The organism is Agromyces sp. NPDC052230, assembly GCF_040679595.1.
Classification (GTDB): Bacteria; Actinomycetota; Actinomycetes; order Actinomycetales; family Microbacteriaceae; genus Agromyces.
In genome coordinates this window covers 29,194-47,129 of the sequence record NZ_JBFAVC010000003.1, presented here as the reverse complement: position 1 = coordinate 47,129, position 17,936 = coordinate 29,194, and the positions used below count along the sequence as shown (strand labels likewise).

At 70.7% G+C, this 17,936-nt stretch carries 18 protein-coding genes and 1 pseudogene; 10 read left to right on the top strand and 9 right to left on the bottom strand.

Annotation, left to right across the window (positions count from 1 at the left end; genetic code table 11):
- Positions 1-114: 114 nt before the first annotated feature.
- Together AB0K73_RS07920 and msrB are read right to left on the bottom strand one after the other, a co-directional pair.
- Positions 115-669 (bottom strand): nitroreductase family protein, encoded by a 555-nt coding sequence (locus tag AB0K73_RS07920; RefSeq protein WP_360516985.1) that lies wholly within the window; start codon positions 667-669, stop codon positions 115-117.
- A 3-nt stretch (positions 670-672) separates the two neighbouring features.
- Positions 673-1,074, bottom strand: coding sequence for a peptide-methionine (R)-S-oxide reductase MsrB (gene msrB / locus AB0K73_RS07915; protein WP_360516988.1), 402 nt, complete (start codon positions 1,072-1,074; stop codon positions 673-675).
- 188 nt (positions 1,075-1,262) lie between these two features.
- On the opposite strand from msrB, the gene AB0K73_RS07910 reads away from it, so the two are divergent.
- From AB0K73_RS07910 to AB0K73_RS07885, 6 genes are all read left to right on the top strand, one after another.
- On the top strand, positions 1,263-1,559 hold the full coding sequence (locus AB0K73_RS07910; protein WP_360516991.1) for a DUF3263 domain-containing protein: 297 nt from the start codon (positions 1,263-1,265) through the stop codon (positions 1,557-1,559).
- Positions 1,560-1,586: 27 nt separating this feature from the next.
- Positions 1,587-2,132, top strand: a complete 546-nt coding sequence (locus tag AB0K73_RS07905) for a LytR C-terminal domain-containing protein (RefSeq protein WP_360516994.1) — start codon at positions 1,587-1,589, stop codon at positions 2,130-2,132.
- Between the two features lie 210 nt (positions 2,133-2,342).
- Positions 2,343-2,543: a cold-shock protein gene (locus AB0K73_RS07900; protein WP_130353371.1), complete on the top strand. Its 201-nt coding sequence runs from the start codon at positions 2,343-2,345 to the stop codon at positions 2,541-2,543.
- Positions 2,544-2,674: 131 nt separating this feature from the next.
- Positions 2,675-3,715 (top strand): DUF3048 domain-containing protein, encoded by a 1,041-nt coding sequence (locus tag AB0K73_RS07895; RefSeq protein WP_360516998.1) that lies wholly within the window; start codon positions 2,675-2,677, stop codon positions 3,713-3,715.
- Between the two features lie 147 nt (positions 3,716-3,862).
- Positions 3,863-5,485, top strand: coding sequence for a chaperonin GroEL (gene groL, locus AB0K73_RS07890; RefSeq protein ID WP_360517001.1), 1,623 nt, complete (start codon positions 3,863-3,865; stop codon positions 5,483-5,485).
- Positions 5,486-5,632: 147 nt separating this feature from the next.
- The gene (locus tag AB0K73_RS07885) at positions 5,633-6,826 is read left to right on the top strand and encodes a hypothetical protein (protein WP_360517004.1); all 1,194 of its coding nucleotides are present in this window, start codon (positions 5,633-5,635) and stop codon (positions 6,824-6,826) included.
- Positions 6,827-6,854: 28 nt separating this feature from the next.
- Here the strand turns inward: AB0K73_RS07885 and AB0K73_RS07880 are convergent, their stop codons facing one another.
- The 4 genes and pseudogenes from AB0K73_RS07880 to AB0K73_RS07865 all read right to left on the bottom strand — a co-directional run bounded on the left by AB0K73_RS07880 (position 6,855) and on the right by AB0K73_RS07865 (position 10,542).
- The gene (locus tag AB0K73_RS07880; RefSeq protein ID WP_360517007.1) at positions 6,855-7,145 is read right to left on the bottom strand and encodes a WXG100 family type VII secretion target; all 291 of its coding nucleotides are present in this window, start codon (positions 7,143-7,145) and stop codon (positions 6,855-6,857) included.
- 136 nt (positions 7,146-7,281) lie between these two features.
- Positions 7,282-9,093, bottom strand: a pseudogene (locus AB0K73_RS07875) (HAMP domain-containing sensor histidine kinase); the annotation flags it as partial.
- A 31-nt stretch (positions 9,094-9,124) separates the two neighbouring features.
- Positions 9,125-9,817 carry a response regulator transcription factor gene (locus tag AB0K73_RS07870; protein ID WP_130353365.1) on the bottom strand — a complete coding sequence of 231 codons (693 nt, stop codon included), beginning with the start codon at positions 9,815-9,817 and terminating at the stop codon, positions 9,125-9,127.
- Positions 9,818-9,846: 29 nt separating this feature from the next.
- A complete protein-coding gene (locus AB0K73_RS07865) occupies positions 9,847-10,542 on the bottom strand; it encodes a helix-turn-helix domain-containing protein (RefSeq protein WP_360517010.1) in 696 nt (231 codons plus the stop codon).
- 83 nt (positions 10,543-10,625) lie between these two features.
- On the opposite strand from AB0K73_RS07865, the gene folE reads away from it, so the two are divergent.
- Genes folE through AB0K73_RS07845 form a run of 4 tightly spaced genes read left to right on the top strand, consistent with a single transcriptional unit; the run spans position 10,626 to position 14,158 of the window.
- Positions 10,626-11,300, top strand: coding sequence for a GTP cyclohydrolase I FolE (gene folE / locus AB0K73_RS07860; RefSeq protein WP_360517013.1), 675 nt, complete (start codon positions 10,626-10,628; stop codon positions 11,298-11,300).
- Positions 11,301-11,310: 10 nt separating this feature from the next.
- A complete protein-coding gene (locus tag AB0K73_RS07855) occupies positions 11,311-12,570 on the top strand; it encodes an FAD-dependent oxidoreductase (RefSeq protein WP_360517016.1) in 1,260 nt (419 codons plus the stop codon).
- 20 nt (positions 12,571-12,590) lie between these two features.
- Entirely contained in the window at positions 12,591-13,445 is an 855-nt protein-coding gene (gene folP / locus AB0K73_RS07850) for a dihydropteroate synthase (RefSeq protein WP_360517155.1), read from the top strand.
- Complete coding sequence (locus tag AB0K73_RS07845) at positions 13,442-14,158, top strand: pyrimidine reductase family protein (RefSeq protein WP_360517019.1); 717 nt, start codon at positions 13,442-13,444, stop codon at positions 14,156-14,158. The genes folP and AB0K73_RS07845 overlap by 4 nt, the downstream gene beginning before the upstream one ends.
- Here AB0K73_RS07845 and AB0K73_RS07840 read toward each other — a convergent pair.
- From AB0K73_RS07840 to AB0K73_RS07830, 3 genes are read right to left on the bottom strand one after another with little or no spacing between them, the layout of a single operon-like run.
- Positions 14,140-15,273, bottom strand: a complete 1,134-nt coding sequence (locus tag AB0K73_RS07840) for an ABC transporter ATP-binding protein (protein WP_360517022.1) — start codon at positions 15,271-15,273, stop codon at positions 14,140-14,142. The genes AB0K73_RS07845 and AB0K73_RS07840 overlap by 19 nt on opposite strands.
- Positions 15,270-16,817, bottom strand: coding sequence for an iron ABC transporter permease (locus AB0K73_RS07835; protein WP_360517025.1), 1,548 nt, complete (start codon positions 16,815-16,817; stop codon positions 15,270-15,272). Before AB0K73_RS07835 ends, AB0K73_RS07840 begins: the two co-directional genes overlap by 4 nt.
- A gap of 26 nt (positions 16,818-16,843) precedes the next feature.
- Entirely contained in the window at positions 16,844-17,869 is a 1,026-nt protein-coding gene (locus tag AB0K73_RS07830; protein WP_360517028.1) for an iron ABC transporter substrate-binding protein, read from the bottom strand.
- Positions 17,870-17,936: the final 67 nt, after the last annotated feature.

Sequence of the window (17,936 nt, the reverse complement as noted above, 5' to 3'; positions counted from 1 at the left end):
GAAGGCCTCCAGGTTGTCGAAGCGGTTCCTTGAACAGCTCCACTTCACAACCGGAGGCCTTCGCCCTTCAGCAGATCAGGCCCGTGTCCCAAACAACGTCCCTGGACATCGCAACTAGTCGAGGGTCGTCAGCCGCGAGGCGGCGACGTGCTCGGCGCGGCGCTCACCGCGGCCACCGGCAGGTGCGCCGCCGACGTAGAGCCAGCCCAGCAGGCGCTCGTTCGCCGCCAGCCCGTGCATCTCGGCGACGAGCGGATGCCGCGTGTGCGGGCCCGAGCGCCACATCACGCCCCAGCCGGCCTCGTCGAGCAGCAGGCTGAGCACGTGGGCGACGCCGGCGGCTGAGGCCTCCTGCTCCCATTCGGGGACCTTCGGATGCTCCGGCGTGACGACGGCGACCACCGCGATCAGGAGCGGCGCGCGGAGCGGCTTTCCGGCAAGCTTCGCCGCGGCGTCGCCCTCGGCGCCCGCAGCCCGGGCGAGGGCCTGTCCGAGACGCTCACGGGCGCCGCCGCGCAGGGCGATGAGGCGCCACGGTCCGAGCGAGGCGTGGTCGGCGACGCGCGCGGCGCCCTCGAGGAGTGTCCGGAGCGCCTGGTCGTCGGGTGCGGCATCCGTCACCTTCGGCGACGACCGCCTCGCGAGCGCCGCCTCAAGTGCGGAGCCCACGCGTCAGGACTCCGCGTTGAACCCGAGGGCGAGCGAGTTCATGCAGTAGCGGTCGCCCGTGGGGGTGCCGAAGCCGTCGGGGAAGACGTGGCCGAGGTGCGAACCGCACGCGGCGCAGCGCACCTCGGTGCGGACCATGCCGAGCGAGGCGTCCTCGATGAGCTCGACGGCCTCGGGACGCACCGACTCGTAGAAGCTCGGCCAGCCGCAGCCCGAATCGAACTTCGTGCCGCTCTTGAAGAGCTCGGCGCCGCAGGCGGCGCAGGTGTAGACGCCGGCGCGTTCCTCGTCGAGGAGCTCGCCCGACCACGGGCGCTCGGTCGCCGCCTCGCGGAGCACCGCGTACTGCTCGGCGTCGAGCTCGGCGCGCCACTCCTCATCGGTCTTGTTCACGCGATACGCCATGAGCGCTCCTTCCGATCCGTTCGCCGTGGTCTCTCACCATGGTCGCAGGTCTTCACCCCCTCCATGCAACGTGTGACGCCCTGCCACTGTTCCGTGACGACGCACACGCCGAGACGCTCGGCTTCCTCATGGCTGCGAGTCCCTAGGATGTGCTGCAGGCGGAGACCCTCCGCAGGACGGGAGGATGCATGAGTGCCGGACCGGTCCCCGCCCGCGGTGATGACGGAGCGCTCGACGAACGCGCGGTGCGCGTGCTGACGTTCGAGGCGAGGGCCTGGCAGCAACCGGGCCAGAAGGCCGAGGCCATCCGCGAGGAGTTCGGCATCTCAGCCGCCCGGTACTATCGGATCCTCGGCGAACTCATCGATTCCCCTGCAGCCCTCCGCTTCGACCCCATGCTGGTCAAGCGCTTGCAGAGGATGCGCGAGGCGCGTGCGGCGACGCGCGCGCGTCGCTCCCTCTCGATCGGCCGACCGCTCGACTGAGCGCGGCCCCGACCCCCGACTGGACCCATGGCGCAGAAGTTCCCCCGCGACCGATTCGACTCCATCCCTCACGGCATCGAACGGGTCGGCGCGCACCGCGCCCCGGTGCGACGCGGCGCGCGATGGGTCGCGTTCGGCTGGGCGGCGCTCGCGACCGTCGTGCTCGTCGCGGTGGGCATCGGCTCGGTGGTCATCCTGAACGACCGCCTGAACTTCGGCGACCCGGGTGCGGCCGCCACGCCATCGCCCACGCCGGTCGCAGCCCCGCCGACCATCGCGCCCGACGTCCCGGTGACGGTGCTGAACGGCACGACGACGTCCGGTCTCGCCGCGCGAGCGGGCGAGACGCTCACGGCGGCCGGGATCCCCGTAGGGACGACGGCGAACGCGAGCACCAGCGACATCACCGAGACGGTCGTCTACTACGCCACACCCGATCTCGAAGGCGCAGCCCGCGGCGTGGCGCAGGCCGTCGCCGAGGCCGACGTGCGGCTCTCCGAGCAGTTCGCCCAGGTCGGGACCCCGCTCGTGCTCGTGGTCGGTTCCGACTACGCCACGGCGATCGGGGGCTGATTGTCGCCGAATCGTTGCCATTCTGCGACCATTTCGTGCGTCCTGGCTCTTGTGTCGCAGTAACTCGGCGTTGTTATCTGGGGGTTGGTCGCTCGATCCCGTGTGGAACGCCCGGCGCCGCCCGCGGTGTTCCGTCAGCACGATCCGAAGGGGCCCGGTACAGGCGACAGGCACGTGCTGATCTGCACAACGGCAACATGGGAGCAACGCATGGCGAACGGAACCGTCAAGTGGTTCAACGCTGAAAAGGGTTACGGGTTCATCACCGTCGATGGAGGCCAGGACGTCTTCGTCCACTACTCCGCCATCGACATGGCGGGGTACAAGGTACTCGAGGAGGGCCAGCAGGTCGTCTTCGAAGTGGGCACCGGTTCGAAGGGTCCGCAGGCCGAGGCCGTCCGCCCCGCCTGAGTTCTGCACTCGAGCGCGTCGCCGGTGCGCCGGGGGCGCGTTCACCGTCCCGCCGCCGGTCCTGCCGAACGGGCGGATGTCTCGTCGGCGCGTCGATCGCACGCGCTCGGACGCCGTCGTACCATGACGCCATGGGGAGCAGGGCCCGTGCGGCCCATCGGTGGCGGATGCCGGTCGGCGCGGTCGTGGCATCCGTGTTGCTGCTGACCGGTTGTGCGAACGTGCCGCTGGATCTGTTGGTGCCCCCGACCGCGTCCGCCGGCGGTCACGGACCGCCCGATCCGGTGACCCTCGCGCCGCTGCGAGGCACGCCGGCCGATGCGGCGGCGCTGCGGCATCCGTCGCTCGCGGCGAAGATCGACAACCACGAGGCGGCGCGCCCGCAGCTCGGCCTCAACCGCAGCGACATCGTGTTCGAGGAGCTCGTGGAGGGCGGCCTCACGCGGTATCTGGTGGTGTGGCACTCGGACGTGCCCGACGCCGTCGGTCCGGTGCGTTCCATCAGGCCGATGGACCCGGCGATCGCCTCGCCGTTCAGTGGGATCATCGCGTACTCCGGCGGCCAGCCGGGCTTCGTCGACCTCATGAAGGCGACCCCGCTCGTGAACCTCGTGTTCGATGAGGACGACACGGGCCTCTTCGAGCGCGCTGTGGACCGGCCCTCGCCGCACGATGTGATCCTCGACGCCCCCGAGGCGGTCCGGCGGAACGCCGCCCTGTCGCCACCGCCCGCGCAGTTCACCTACGGCGACAACGATCCGCTCGCGCCGGCGGAGTTCGGCGCGAGCCCGACCTCGCGTCTGGACCTCGCGTTCTCGGAGCGGGAGGCGAGGTCGTGGGAGTGGGATGCGTCCGGCTCGGCCTGGCTCCGCTCGCAGGACGGAGAAGCCGACGTCGAGGCATCCGGCGAACGGGTGCGCGCGACGAACATCGTGACGCTGAGCGTGGCCATCGACGGGCGCTTCGGCGAGGTGCCGCTCACGGTGTTGTCCGGAACGGGCGAGGCGTGGGTCTCGGTCGCCGGGAGGACCGCGCACGGCACGTGGGTGAAGGATGCCGATGCAGCGCCCATCGTGCTGAAGGCCGACGACGGGCGCGCGCTGCCGCTCGCGCCGGGCAACACGTGGGTCGAGCTCGTGCCGGCCGAGGGGTCGGTCTCGTTCGCGCCATGACCGCGGGCGCGCGGCGGCGGTCCCGGGGGCATCCGTGCTCGCTTGCACTCGTGCCGGTAGAGTGCCAGAATCGTCTTAGCACTCACTCGTTTTGAGTGCTAAACCAACGAATCTTTGAAGACGTCCGGGAAAGGACGAGAAACACACATGGCAAAGATCATTGCTTTCAACGAGGAGGCCCGCCGCGGTCTCGAGCGTGGCCTCAACCAGCTCGCTGACGCCGTGAAGGTGACCCTCGGCCCGCGCGGTCGCAACGTCGTGCTCGAGAAGAAGTGGGGCGCCCCCACCATCACGAACGACGGCGTGTCGATCGCCAAGGAGATCGAGCTCGACGACCCGTACGAGAAGATCGGCGCCGAGCTCGTCAAGGAGGTCGCGAAGAAGACCGACGACGTCGCCGGTGACGGCACCACCACCTCGGTCGTGCTCGCCCAGGCGCTCGTGCGCGAGGGCCTCCGCAACGTCGCCGCAGGCGCCGACCCCATCCTGCTGAAGCGCGGCATCGAGAAGGCCGTCGCAGCCGTCACCGGCGAGCTGCTGAAAGCCGCGAAGGAGATCGAGACCAAGGACGAGATCGCCGCGACCGCGTCGATCTCCGCTGCCGACCCCGAGATCGGCGCGATCATCGCCGAGGCGATCGACAAGGTCGGCAAGGAGGGCGTCGTCACCGTCGAGGAGTCGAACACCTTCGGCACCGAGCTCGAGCTCACCGAGGGCATGCGCTTCGACAAGGGCTACCTGTCGGCGTACTTCGTGACGGACCCCGAGCGCCAGGAGGCGGTCTTCGAGGACCCGTACATCCTGATCGTGAACGGCAAGGTCTCGAACATCAAGGACCTGCTCCCCATCGTCGACAAGGTGATCCAGACGGGCAAGCAGCTCCTCATCATCGCCGAGGACGTCGACGGTGAGGCGCTCGCGACGCTCATCGTCAACAAGATCCGCGGCATCTTCAAGTCGGTCGCGGTCAAGGCCCCCGGCTTCGGCGACCGTCGCAAGGCGCAGCTGCAGGACATCGCGATCCTCACCGGCGGCCAGGTCATCTCCGAGGAGGTCGGTCTCAAGCTCGAGAACGTCACCCTCGACCTGCTCGGCCAGGCTCGCAAGGTCGTCATCACCAAGGACGAGACCACGATCGTCGAGGGTGCGGGTGACGCCGAAGCCATCGCCGGTCGCGTCGCGCAGATCCGTGCCGAGATCGACAACACCGACTCGGACTACGACCGCGAGAAGCTCCAGGAGCGCCTCGCGAAGCTCGCGGGCGGCGTCGCCGTCATCAAGGCTGGCGCCGCGACCGAGGTCGAGCTCAAGGAGCGCAAGCACCGCATCGAAGACGCCGTTCGCAACGCGAAGGCCGCCGTCGAGGAGGGCATCGTCGCCGGTGGTGGCGTCGCCCTCATCCAGGCCGGCAAGAAGGCGTTCGCGAACCTCGAGCTCACGGGCGACGAGGCGACCGGTGCCAACATCGTGAAGGTCGCCATCGAGGCGCCGCTCAAGCAGATCGCCCTCAACGCGGGCCTCGAGCCGGGCGTCGTCGCGAACAAGGTCTCCGAGCTGCCCGACGGGCACGGCCTCAACGCCGCGACCGGCGAGTACGGCGACCTCATCGCCCAGGGCATCATCGACCCGGCGAAGGTGACGCGCTCGGCGCTGCAGAATGCCGCGTCGATCGCCGGCCTCTTCCTCACGACCGAGGCCGTCGTCGCCGACAAGCCCGAGAAGGTCTCGGCTCCGGCCGGCGGCGACCCGACGGGCGGCATGGACTTCTAGTCCGATCCGATCGGAGGGGGCTCACCGCTCCGCATCACGAAGATGGGCGTCTCCTTCGGGAGGCGCCCATCTTCGTGTCCGCGTCGTGACGGACCTGTGATGCGGCCCGGACGGTTCGGCATCTTCGGGCCAGATATGTTGGTGGGCATGTCACCTCGCCGACGCCTCCGTTCAGTCCTCCTCGGCTCCCTTGCGATGGTGGCGGCGGTGGCATTCGCGGGTTGCGTCGCCGCGACGCCGACCGAGACGGAGCCTCCGGTGGCCACGCCCACGTCGAGTGTCGAGCCCGTCATCGCAGACGGCCCGGAGCCGCGCATCGACGCCGACTGTGATGACATCGTGGACCCCGCGGCGATGCAGGAGTTCGTCGGCGTGATCGTGAATCCCCTGGCGCCCGAGGCGTTGGCGGATCTCCTCGATCCCGATTCCGCTGCCGTCGTGCAACTCGGTGCACTCACGTGCACGTGGACGAACGGGCTGCCGCACAACCCCTTTCCCAACGAAGAACCCGATGGCCAGCTGGTCAGGCTCAGCATCCTTCCGGAAGGGCTCGAGCAGGCGATCACCTATGTCGACACCTACGACACGCGCGATCCCACGTACGGCGAGCACGTCCAGGGTCCGAGATGCCTTGGTCCGATGGAAGGGGTGAACACCGGCTACTGCGAGCTCTTCGGGCTGATCGGCCAGACCTGGGTCGAACTCGTCGTCGATCGCATCGTGGTCGAGCCCGACACGACGGCAGAGGACCTGGTGGAGGCGTTCCGGTCGGTCTTCGACTCGATGGTTTCCACGCTCGAGGCGGCGACGGCACGCGAACGGTGGTCGCCCGCGACGCCGAGTGGCAACGTTCCGGTCGACTGCGACGTCCTCACGCCGACCGCCGAGATCGTCGAGGTGACGGATGTCTCCGAACTCCGGGTCGGTGCGCAGTGGGATGGCCCCCGTGTCGGTCAGTACTGGTACGGGTTGAACACGACCGGCGCGGCGCGGTGTTCGCTCGCAATCGCGACGAGTGACGCCACCCTGGGGCAGATCGGCATCCTCCCCGCGGGCGATTGGGGGTTCTCCCGATTCGCGGACTCCTGGCTGGACTCCGGTGGAACGCCGGTCACCCTCACCGGAGTCGATGGGTCCGAGGCAATCGCTCGGTGCGACGACTCCGCGAGTGACTGCGTGATCGATTTCAGCGTCGCCGGTGACTGGGGGCGGGTGACCGTGTATCCCGCGCCCCCAGCGGGCCACGGCGGTGAGCTTCCGGCCGCTTGGGTCGAGTCGACTCGCGCGGCCGCCTTGGATATCGCCGCCATCGTAGCTCGCCACATGTCGCCGGAATCCTGACGTCCGCACGCCATCTCCGAGGACGGGCTCAGCGCAGGAACAGCCGCGCATTCGCCTGCTCGGCGTCGGCGTACTGCGTCGCGGCGATGCCGAGGGCGCGATTGAGGTGCGCGAGGCTCTGCTCGACCTGCAGCTGGGTCGCGCGCCAGTCGGACACGGCACCCTGGAACGCCGTGGCGGCCTGGCCCGACCAGGAGGACTGCAGCCCGGTGAGCTGGCCGAGGAGCGACGACACCTCGGACTGGATGCGGCCGATCGTGCCCTGCACGGTCTGGGTGGCGGCGGACACCTGTGCGGCGTCGACGTGGTAGATGGTCATGGGATTCGGGTTTCCTTCCACTCGGATGTGGGCGACACGTTACGGGCGCCACCGCGCCGGGCACGACGCCGACGTGGGCGCTGGGGAGCGGCATCCGAGCTCCACCGCCTCGTGAGGAGGAGTGGGTTCAGGCCGGCATGACCGACTGCGGCGCCGCGGTCGACCCCGCGAGCGGCAGTGAGACCCGGAACGTGGCGCCGCCGCCGGGTGTCTCGACGACATCCACCGTGCCGTTGTGCGCGGCCACGATCGACGAGACGATCGCGAGGCCGAGTCCGGAGCCGCCCGTCTCGCGGGTGCGCGAGGTGTCGGCGCGCCAGAACCGCTGGAAGATCTTCTCGCGGATCTGCGGCGCGATGCCCTCGCCGTGGTCGATGACCTCGATCATGGCGCGTTCGGCGGGGTCGTCGACCGAGACCCGGATCTCGATGGGGCTGCCGTCGGTGGTGAAGCGGATCGCGTTCGCCATGAGGTTGGTGAGCACCTGGCGAACCTTGTTCTCTTCGGCGAGCACCACGGCTCGCCGCACGGGTACGATCGCACCCGACGTCGCGGGTGGCCTCGACGTGTCCGCGACGGTGGTGGCCACCGCATCGCTCGCCGACGCCGCGCGCGTCTTGGACCCGCCCGTCCGCCTGGAGGCGGCAGCGGATGCCCCTGCCCCTGCCCCTGCCCGCTGGCCCGATCCGCGCCGGCCGCCCCCAACGGCACCCTCGCCTCGGCGGCGGCGGCCGCGGAGACGGGCGAGCGTGGCGCCCGCGAACGACATCGCACCGGTCGCCGGCCGTTCGGGTTCGAGTTCGACGACGACCTCGGTCGGCGGCTCGCCCGCGGCATCCGCTTCGCCCGTCTCCTCGGGTGCGATGACGGTGACGATGCGACCGGGATGCGCGGCCATGGCGTCGAGGGCGGCATCGCGCGCGAGGGGCACGAGGTCGACCTCGACGAGCTCGAGTGGCTTCGCTTCGTCGAGCCGGGCGAGGGCGAGGAGGTCTTCGACGAGACCGCCCATGCGGATGGCCTCCTTCTCGATGCGGTCCATCGCCTGGCCGACCTCGTCGGGACTTTGCAGGGCGCCCATGCGGTACAGCTCGGCGTAGCCGCGCACCGACACGAGCGGCGTGCGCAGCTCGTGGGATGCGTCGCCGACGAACCGGCGCATCTGCTCGATCGTGCGGGCGCGGTCGCGGAATGCGCGGTCGATGCGGTTCAGCATGGTGTTGAGCGAACGGTTGAGGCGCCCGACCTCGGTGTTCGGCGTGGCCCCGCCGAGTCGCTGGCTGAAGTCGCCGTCGGCGATCGCGGCAGCCGTGCGCTCAACCTCGCGCAGGGGCGCGAACGTCGTGGTCACCAGCATGCGGGTAAGCAGGGCGCCGACGAGCACGACCCCGAGGCCGAAGCCGAGGAAGATCGTGAGGTAGACCGCGAGCAGGCGCTCGGTGTCCTTCGACGAGATCGCGATGATGATGGGCGCGTAGTTGCCCTGGTTGTCGGCCTCCATAAGCGCCGTCACCGCCCGGTACGTGCGGGCGCCCGCGGAGTCCTCGAGCTGGATCACGGTGAACCCGCCCGGATTCAGCTCCGTGACCTCGGCCTGGGTCAGGGTGCGGGGGATCCGCGGCGTGTCCCGATCGGTGCGCGACCAGTTGTTGCCGACGTACTCGCCCGACGGCCGGTAGACCGCCACGAAGACGTCTTCGGAGTCGCTGAAGTCTCGGCCGTAGAGGTCCTCGGAGCGGGTTTCGCCCGGTTCGAAGTACTTGGCCAGGTCGCCGGTCGCGAGGGCCTCGAGTTTCGAGGCCATCTGCTCCTCGACGTACGAGCGGAGCATCGCCGCGGTGCCGATGCCCGAGACGAGGAGTCCGAGCGTGAGCATCAGCACCGTCACCCCGGTGATCTTGGTGCGCAGCGAGATGCGGTTCCACCGCTCGGAAATCGTCTGATGCATGGCGCGCCGAGTCTAGGCGGTCAAGCCTGAGTCAGGGCTTCGAGGACTTCAGCATGTACCCGAATCCTCGCTTGGTCTGGATGAGCGGTTCGGTCGAGTGCTGGTCGAGCTTGCGGCGGAGGTAGGAGATGTAGCTCTCCACGATGCCCGCGTCGCCGTTGAAGTCGTACTCCCACACGTGGTCGAGGATCTGCGCCTTCGAGAGGACTCGGTTGGGGTTCAGCATGAGGTAGCGCAGGAGCTTGAACTCGGTGGGGGAGAGCTCGACGGGCACGTCGCCGACGAGCACCTCATGCGTGTCCTGGTCCATGGTGAGCTCGCCGGTGCGAATGACCGCGTCCTCCTCGGCGTGCATGGTACGCCGGAGGATCGCCTTGATGCGGGCCACGATCTCGTCGAGGCTGAACGGCTTCGTCACGTAGTCGTCGCCGCCGACCGTGAGGCCCGTGATCTTGTCCTCCGTGTCGTCCTTCGCGGTGAGGAACAGGATGGGGGCGGTGTAGCCGGCGGAGCGCAGGCGCTTCGTGACCCCGAACCCGTTCATGTCGGGAAGCATCACGTCGAGGATGATGAGGTCGGGCTCCTCCTCGAGCACGGCCGAGATGGTCTGGGCGCCGTTGCCGACGGCGCGAACGGCGAATCCGGCGAACCGCAGGCTCGTGGTGAGGAGATCGCGGATGTTGGGTTCGTCGTCGACGATGAGAATGCGTGGTCCGTCGCTCATGGGACGATTCTCTGCGCGTTGGCTGAAACCTAGCTGGGAACTCCTTGGACGGCATCGTTCGCCGGCCCGATGCGAACGCAGCATCGCCCGGCGCCGGGGTCGAGCCGCACCCGGGCAGGGTCATCGCCGACCGCCTCGGCCATGCCGCAGACCAGCGACTGGTTGAGCGCGCACACGATCCCCGGGTTCTCCTGGGCGAGGACGTGGAACGGACAGGTGCCGAGCACCACGTCGGGGCCGTCGGCCGTCGGCTCCATGCCGAGGTGGTCGAGGGCGTCGTCGAGGTCGTCGGATGCCTCGGCGATCCGAGCCCCGGTGTGCATCGCCGCCGCACGCAACGAGTCCATCACGGGCACGTCGTCGGCGGCGGCGACGGCGATGGCCCGGGCCATGATGCGTCCGGCCAGTTCGTAGAGGCGACGTGGCAGTTCCACCGCGAGATCGTTGTCGGTGCGTCGGTACACCTTCGCCGGGCGTCCCTGCCCCGGACCGGTGCGCTCGCCGAGGCGGCGGAACTCCACGTCGAGGAGCCCTTCGGCGGCGAGCCGGTTGAGATGGAAGGCCGCCGTGGAGCGCGGAACGTCGAGCGCGGCGGCCACCGCGTCGTGTCCGAGCGGCTCCGCGCTGCGCGCGACGGCGTCGTAGACGCGGCGGCGCAGCGGGTCGGCGAGGGCCGAGACGGCGCTCACGCGGCGCTCGAAGGTGGCTTCATCGTCGGATGCCATGACTCGATCCTACTCTAAAAACAATGATGATTGACAAAAGAACGGCGCGGGCCTAGCGTCGAGATCGACGGAAGGGTGCGCACATGACCTCGATCGAACTCGCCGAGCAGGGCGCGTCCAGGCCCCACCTGCACGCGGTGGCCGCCGCGGCCGACGAGCCTCTGGCCTCGCGCGAACCCCAGGAAGTCCTCGAACCCGTCGACCGGGCGCGCGCCGCCGCCGCGGTCGCCGAGCTGCTCACGGCGCTCGGCCGCGACATCCGCTCGCCGCATCTGGCGGAGACGCCGCGCCGGGTCGCGGACTCGTTCATCGAGATGTTGACGCCACGCCCGTTCGAGGCGACGTCCTTCCCCAATGACGAGGGCTACGACGAACTCGTCGTCGTGGCGGGCATCCCGTTCGACTCGCTGTGCGAGCACCACCTGCTGCCGTTCAGCGGAACCGCCCATGTCGGTTACGTGCCCGGCGACCGGATCCTCGGCCTGTCGAAGTTCGCGCGGGTCGTCGAGCGATTCGCCCGCGACCTGCAGGTGCAGGAGCGACTCACGCATCAGGTGGCCAGATGGATCGACGCCGAACTCGATCCGCTCGGCGTGGGCGTCGTGATCGAAGCCGAGCACCTCTGCATGTCGCTCCGCGGTGTGCAGGTACGCGGTGCCCGAACCATGACGAGCTCCTTCACGGGAGTCGTGCGCGACGACGAGCGCACGCGACGCGAGTTCCTCGCGCGATGCGGCGTTCGCACCAGGAGTGAGTGAGGTGGATGAGATGTCCGAACAGGAATCGATCGTCATCATCGGTGGTGGACTTGCCGGAGCCCGAGCGGCCGAGGGCGCACGCGAGGCGGGGTACGGCGGCCCGCTCGTGATCGTGTCGGCCGAGCAGGCGCTGCCCTACACGCGGCCGCCGCTCTCGAAGGAGTTCCTCGTCGGCGGCGCCGAACGCGACAGCATCGACGTGCACCCGGCGGCCTGGTACGAGGAGCAGCGCGTCGTGCTCCTGCGCGGGCGACGTGCGACACGACTCGACCCGTCGGCGCACACGATCGAGCTCGACGATGGCGCCAGCCTGCGGTTCGGGCGCGCGCTCCTCGCCACGGGAGCGTCGCCGCGCCGTTTCGGCGGCCCGGGCGGCGAACTGGCCGGCGTGCACCTGCTGCGCACCGTCGAGGACTCGGTGGCGCTGCGGGAAGCGCTCAGGCCCGGTGGCCGGCGGGTCGTCGTCATCGGGGCCGGCTGGATCGGCCTCGAGGTCGCGGCTGCGGCCCGCGGCTACGAGAACGAGGTGACGGTGCTCGGCCTCGAGACCGTGCCACTCAATGCCGCGATCGGCGACGACGCCGGATCGGTGTTCGCCGCGCTCCATCGCGAGCACGGGGTCGATCTTCGCATGTCGACGAGTGTCGCGGGCATCCGCGGCGATGGCGACGGCAGCACCGACGGCGGCCGGGTCACGGGCGTCGAGCTCGAGGGCGGCGAGGTCGTGCCCGCCGACATCGTGGTGGTGGGCATCGGCGCGATCCCCGAGACCGGTCTGGCGGAGGCTGCAGGGCTCGAGGTCGACCGCGGTGTGGTGACGGATGCCGCATTCCGCACGAGTGCCGAGGATGTCTACGCTGTGGGCGACGTCGCGAGCGTCTTCCACCCGGTGCTGCAGCGGCCGATCCGCATCGAGCACTGGGCGAACGCCGAGAACGCGGGCAAGGCCGCCGGGCGCTCGCTCGCGGGCGAGTCCGTCGAGTACGACGAGATCCCGTACTTCTACACCGACCAGTACGATCTGGGCATGGAATACTCCGGCTACGGCGTGCTCGCCGCCGATGTGGCCCCGGTGTTCCGGGGCGACCGCGACGCTCGCGAGCTCATCGCATTCTGGCTTCGCGACGATCGGGTCGTCGCCGGCATGAACGTCAACGCGTGGGACGTCAACGAGACCGTGCAGCAGCTCATCCGCTCACGCGTCGTCGTCGATCCCGCACGCCTGACCGACCCGGCCGTGCCGCTCGAACAGCTCGCCGGAGTCGCCTGATGGGCGTGGCCTCGGCCACCATGCGCCGGCGCATCGGGCCGCGCGTGTTCGACTTCGCGCGGCACGTCGCCGTCATGGCCATCGTGAACCGCACTCCCGACTCGTTCTACGACCGCGGACGCACCGACTCCCTCGATGCCGCCGTTGCCGCGGCGCATCGCGCCATCGAGGAGGGCGCCGACTGGATCGACGTGGGCGGCGCCAAGTTCGCGCCGGGGCCACCCGTTCCCGTGGCCGAAGAGCTCGATCGCGTCGTGCCGGTGGTCGCCGCGCTCGCCGGCTCGGGCGCCGTGCTCTCGGTCGACACCTTCCACCCCGAGGTCGCACGCGAGGCGATCGCGGCGGGAGCTCACGTCGTGAACGACACGTCGGGCCTGCGCGATCCCGCCATGGCCGACGTCGTGGCCGCGACCGATGCTTCGCTCATCGTGACGCACAGCCTCGCGGCCCCGCGCACGCCCTACCCGTCACCGCGGTACGACGACGTGGTGTCCGAGGTCGTCGCGTTCCTGCGCGGACGCGTCGCCTTCGCCGAAGATCGCGGCGTGGCATCCGACCGCCTCATCGTCGACCCGGGGCATGACCTCAACAAGCACACGCTCGACTCGCTCGAGCTCACGCGGCGGCTCGACGAGGTCACCGCGCTCGGGTACCCGACCCTCGTGGCCCTCTCGAACAAGGACTTCGTGGGTGAGAGCCTCGGCCGTCCCCGCGACCAGCGCGTCGAGGGATCCATCGCCGCGGCGGTGTACAGCGTCATGCGCGGCGCGCGCATCGTGCGCGTGCACAACGTGCGCGAAACGGTCGACGCCGTGCGCATGGTCGAGGCCATCGAGGGATGGCGCGAGCCCGTCTTCCTGGAGCACAACCGGTGACCGAGGCAGTCGGGCGCGAGCAGTTGCTCGAGGCGTACGCCGTCGACGACCGGGCGACCCCTCGCGTGCGCATGAACTTCGTGATGAGCCTCGACGGTGCCGTCACGCTCGAGGGCCGCAGCGGCGCGCTCGGCGATGCGAACGACCGCCTCGCCATGGCGGCGCTGCGCACGCTGGCCGACGTCATCCTCGTCGGCGCGGGCGCGGTGCGCGTCGAGGGGTACGGCGGCGTCGAACTCGACGAGGCCGATGTCGCGTGGCGCCTCGCGCACGGCCTGCCCAGTCTGCCCAGGGTCGCCGTGGTCTCCTCGCGCCTCGACCTCGGGCCCGAGCACGCGTTCTTCGCGCGCGCCACGGAGCGTCCGATCGTGATCACCCACCAGTCCTCGCCGGCCGACCGGCGCGATGCGCTCGCCGAGGTCGCCGACGTGATCACGTGCGGCACCGACGCGCTCGACGTACGCGAGATGCTGCGCGCGCTCGCCGACGGCGGCATGCCGCAGGTGCTCTGCGAGGGCGGCCCGCACCTGTTCGGCACGCTCCTGGACGAGGGCCTCGTCGACGAGCTGTGCCTCAGCCTCAGCCCGACGCTGGTGGGCGGCGATCCGGCCCGCATGGTGCGCGGCGCGAGCGAGGCGGAGCGGCGGATGCGCCTCCTGCACGCGATTCCCGCGGGAGACCTGCTGCTGCTCCGCTACGCCCGGGCGGAGTAGGCGAGCACACGCCCCGCGACCCGAACCGCGACCCGGGAGCCGACCGGCAGGAGGCCGGCCGCGGTCACCCGAGCCCGCAGGCGCAGTTCGTCGGCGACGAGGGTGAGCATCGCGTCGTGGCCGGTGTAGCTGATGTCGACCACGGTGGCGACGAGCCTGCCGGCGGCGTCGACGGCGGCCGCATGCTCGTCGTCGCTGCCCGCGCGGAGCGGAGTGAGCGCGAGCTCCTCGGGACGCACGAGCACTTCGACGGGCGCGCCGTCGACGGGGGATTCGGTCGCGGAACCCGGCGACTCGTCAACCGATACCCAATCGGCGGGGATCCGACCGAGCGTGCACGCCACCTCGTCTCCGTGCCACGTTCCGGGCAGGAAGACCGCGTCGCCCACGAACCCCGCCACCCACGGCGTCGCGGGCCGGCGGTAGACCTGCTCGGGCGTGTCGAGCTGCAGGACCTCGCCGCCGCGCATGACGGCGACGAGATCGGCGATCGAGAGCGCTTCCGCCTGGTCGTGCGTCACGAGGATGCCCGTGACGCCCTCCTCGCGGAGGAGCTCGCGCACCGAGCTGCGCAGTTCCCCTCGGAGGATCGGATCGAGGGCGCCGAACGGCTCGTCGAGCAGCACGACGTCGGGTGCCGAGGCGAGCGCCCGCGCCAGCGCGACGCGTTGCGCCTGCCCGCCCGACAGTTGCGCGGGAAGTCGGTCGCCGAGCGCACCGAGGCCCACGAGCTCGAGCAGCCGCCGCACGTCGGCGTTCCGAGCGGCGCGGCGGGCGGTGCGAGCCGATCCGCGGGCGCTCGGCAGGCCGAAGGCCACGTTCTCCGCCACGGTGAGATGGGGGAACAGTGCGGCGTCCTGCGGCACCCAGCCGATGCGCCGCTTCTCGGGCGCGAGGTGGATCCCGTGGGTCGTGACCATGCGCTGCCCGATGCGGATCTCGCCCGCGCGGGCGCGCACGAGTCCGGCGATGGTACGCAGCAGCGTCGTCTTGCCGCATCCGCTCGGGCCGACGATCGCGAGCAGTGCGCCGTGCGGCACGTCGACGCTCACCGAGTGCAGCACGTCGGCGGCGTCGTAGCCGACCACGAGGTCGCGCACCTCGAGCCGGCTCACGGCACGGCCTCGTCGAACTCGCCCGTGCGTGCGCGTGAGAGGAGGAACGCGGGCACCGCCGCCACCACGAGCAGCGCGAGCGCGTAGGGCGCCGCGGCCCCGTAGGCCGAGACATCCGTTCGCGACCACAGCTCGGTCGCAAGCGTGTCGGTGCCGGTGGGGCGCAGGAGGAGCGTCGCGGGCAGTTCCTTCATCGCCGTCACCGTGACCAGCAGGGCCGCGGCCGCGATGCCCGGCCGGGCGAGTCGCGCCGTGACGAACCACCAGGTGCGCACGCGGCCGTTGCCGAGGGTGCGCGACACGTCCTCGAGGGAGGTGGGCACCTGGGCGGTGGCGCTGCGGATGCCGCCGATCGCCTTGGGCATGAACAGCACCCCGTAGGCGAAGGCGAGCACGAACGCCGTCTGGTAGAACACCGGCACGACGCCCAGCGAGAAGAACACGAGCGAGAGGCCCACCACGATGCCGGGAAGGCCGAGGGCGAGGTAGCCGGTCGTCTCGACGGCGCGCACGATCCGGCCGCGGTAGCGGGCCGCGAGGATCCCGATCGGCAACGCCAGCAGGATGGCCACGAGCGCTCCGCCGGCCGAGAGCAGCACGGTGTTCGCCACCGCCGCCCCGAGCTCGCGGGCATCCAACGCGCGCAGGGTCTGTGCCTCGAACAGGCGCAGCACGAGCACCGTGACGGGCACCGCGACCGCGAGGCCCGGCGGGATGGCGAGCAGCGCGAGCGCGGGGACGGTCCAGCGGCCGAGGCGCACCCGGCGCTGTCGGGCAGGCCCGGTGACGGCCCCGAACTGCCGGGCCGCTCGACCCCGGGCCACCTGTTCGCCCACCACGACGGCGACGGCCAGCAGCACCAGCATCGTCGCGAGGATGGCCGCGTAGTCCCGGTTGAAGCTCGCGCCGTAGGCCTGCTGGATGGCCGTGGTCAGCACGCGGTAGCGGAACAGCGCGACCCCGCCGAAGTCGCTCAGCGTGTAGAGGCAGACGAGGAGCGCGCCGGCGAGCACCGCGGGGCGGATCTGCGGGAGGGTGCCGAGACGGAACGCGGCGAGCGGCCCGCGCCCGAGGGTTCGCGCCACGTCGTCGAGGCCGGTCGTGCCGGCTCGGAGGGCGGCCGCGACCGGCAGCGTCACGTACGGCACCGCAACCAGGGTGAGCACGAACCACGAGGCCCAGAAGCCCTGCATCCACGGCAGGGCGGCGAGCCAGCCGTAGGCCGCGAGGTAGGACGGCACCGCGAGCGGCAGCGCGGCGAGCATGGTCCACGCGGCGCGGCCGCGAAGCCGGGCTCGGGCGAGCACGTACGCGCTCGGTACGCCGATCGCCACGGTGGCGGCGGTGACGGATGCCGCGAGCAGCACCGTGTTGCCGAGGAGCTCGGGCACGCGTGGTCGGCTGAGGAGCTCGAGGACCTCTCCGACACCCGCGGATCCGACGCGCACGAGGAGGTACGCGAGCGGGATGGCCGCGAGCGCGCAGGCGGCGACCGCCGCGGCGAGCAGCACGCGCGGCGGTCGGAGCGGGCTCGCGAGGGACATCCGTCTCAGCCTACGGCTCGGAGACGCTACAGGAGTCCGGCGTCGGCGAGCAGCTGCTGCGTCTCCTCGAGGGACTCGAGGTCGGAGAGGTCGAGCTCGGGGTTCACGAGGGTGTCGAGGGCGGGCAGGCCCTCGGGGGCGTCGATTCCGGGCAGCAGCGGGTACTCGAAGGTCTCCTCGACGAAGTAGCGCTGGGCCGTCTCCGAGACGAGGTACTCGATGAACGCGAGGGCGTCGGCGTTGCCCTCGGCGCCCTTCAGGATCGCGGCGCCGCTCACGTTGACGATGCCGCCGGGGTCGCCGGGGAGGAACTCCAGCTGCGCGCGCATCTTCTCCTCGCCGAGCTCGGCCGCCCGCTCGAACCAGTAGTAGTGGTTGATCAGCCCGATGTCGGCCTGCCCGGAGTTCACGAGGTCGAGCGTCGCCAGGTTGTTGTCGGTGAGGACCGGATCGTTCTCGGCGACGGCCTGCACCCATTCGGCGGCGGCCTCCTCGCCCTCGAGCACGCGAAGCGCCGTCACGAACGACTGGAAGCTCGCGTTGCCGGGGGCGAAGGCGACGCGGCCGCTCCACTCGGGCGCCGTCAGCGCATCGACCGTGTCGGGCACGGTCTCACTCGGCAGGTCCTCGCCGTCATAGGCGATGACGCGGGCACGGCCCGTGACGCCGATCCAGCTGTCGTCGTCGGACGTGAAACCGGCTGGGATGAGATCGGCGAGCTCTGCGGGCACGGGCGAGGTGAGCCCGGCGCTCGCGATGGAGCCGAGCGCACCGGCATCCTGCGAGAAGAACACGTCCGCTGGCGTCCGCGCTCCCTCCTCGAGGAGCAGTGCGTTGAGCTCGGGGCTCGTCGCGTAGCGCACGTCGACCTCGATGCCCGTGTCCTCGGTGAACTGCTCGATGAGCGGACCGATGAGCGCCTCGTTGCGACCGGCGTAGATCGTCAGGACCCCCTCGTCGGTCGATGATTCGGGCGTCGCCGTGCACCCCGCGAGGGTGAGCGCGAGGGCGAAGGACGCGCCGAGAGCGAGGGCAGGACGGGATGCGCGCATGGAGGTCGGTCTCCGGAAGTCGGGGTGGGCGCCGCGAACTGCGGCTTAGGTAAGCCTAACCTGATGA

What these genes read in the sequence shown, in the direction of transcription:
- folE (WP_360517013.1), top strand. Translation starts at nt 10,626, where the DNA reads ATGACCTCGATCGAACTCGCCGAGCAGGGCGCGTCCAGGCCCCACCTG.
- AB0K73_RS07900 (WP_130353371.1), top strand. Translation starts at nt 2,343, where the DNA reads ATGGCGAACGGAACCGTCAAGTGGTTCAACGCTGAAAAGGGTTACGGG.
- msrB (WP_360516988.1), bottom strand. Translation starts at nt 1,074, where the DNA reads ATGGCGTATCGCGTGAACAAGACCGATGAGGAGTGGCGCGCCGAGCTC.
- AB0K73_RS07905 (WP_360516994.1), top strand. Translation starts at nt 1,587, where the DNA reads ATGGCGCAGAAGTTCCCCCGCGACCGATTCGACTCCATCCCTCACGGC.
- AB0K73_RS07895 (WP_360516998.1), top strand. Translation starts at nt 2,675, where the DNA reads ATGGGGAGCAGGGCCCGTGCGGCCCATCGGTGGCGGATGCCGGTCGGC.
- AB0K73_RS07865 (WP_360517010.1), bottom strand. Translation starts at nt 10,542, where the DNA reads ATGGCATCCGACGATGAAGCCACCTTCGAGCGCCGCGTGAGCGCCGTC.
- AB0K73_RS07835 (WP_360517025.1), bottom strand. Translation starts at nt 16,817, where the DNA reads ATGTCCCTCGCGAGCCCGCTCCGACCGCCGCGCGTGCTGCTCGCCGCG.
- AB0K73_RS07910 (WP_360516991.1), top strand. Translation starts at nt 1,263, where the DNA reads ATGAGTGCCGGACCGGTCCCCGCCCGCGGTGATGACGGAGCGCTCGAC.
- AB0K73_RS07830 (WP_360517028.1), bottom strand. Translation starts at nt 17,869, where the DNA reads ATGCGCGCATCCCGTCCTGCCCTCGCTCTCGGCGCGTCCTTCGCCCTC.
- folP (WP_360517155.1), top strand. Translation starts at nt 12,591, where the DNA reads ATGCGCCGGCGCATCGGGCCGCGCGTGTTCGACTTCGCGCGGCACGTC.
- groL (WP_360517001.1), top strand. Translation starts at nt 3,863, where the DNA reads ATGGCAAAGATCATTGCTTTCAACGAGGAGGCCCGCCGCGGTCTCGAG.
- AB0K73_RS07885 (WP_360517004.1), top strand. Translation starts at nt 5,633, where the DNA reads ATGTCACCTCGCCGACGCCTCCGTTCAGTCCTCCTCGGCTCCCTTGCG.
- AB0K73_RS07855 (WP_360517016.1), top strand. Translation starts at nt 11,311, where the DNA reads ATGTCCGAACAGGAATCGATCGTCATCATCGGTGGTGGACTTGCCGGA.
- AB0K73_RS07870 (WP_130353365.1), bottom strand. Translation starts at nt 9,817, where the DNA reads ATGAGCGACGGACCACGCATTCTCATCGTCGACGACGAACCCAACATC.
- AB0K73_RS07880 (WP_360517007.1), bottom strand. Translation starts at nt 7,145, where the DNA reads ATGACCATCTACCACGTCGACGCCGCACAGGTGTCCGCCGCCACCCAG.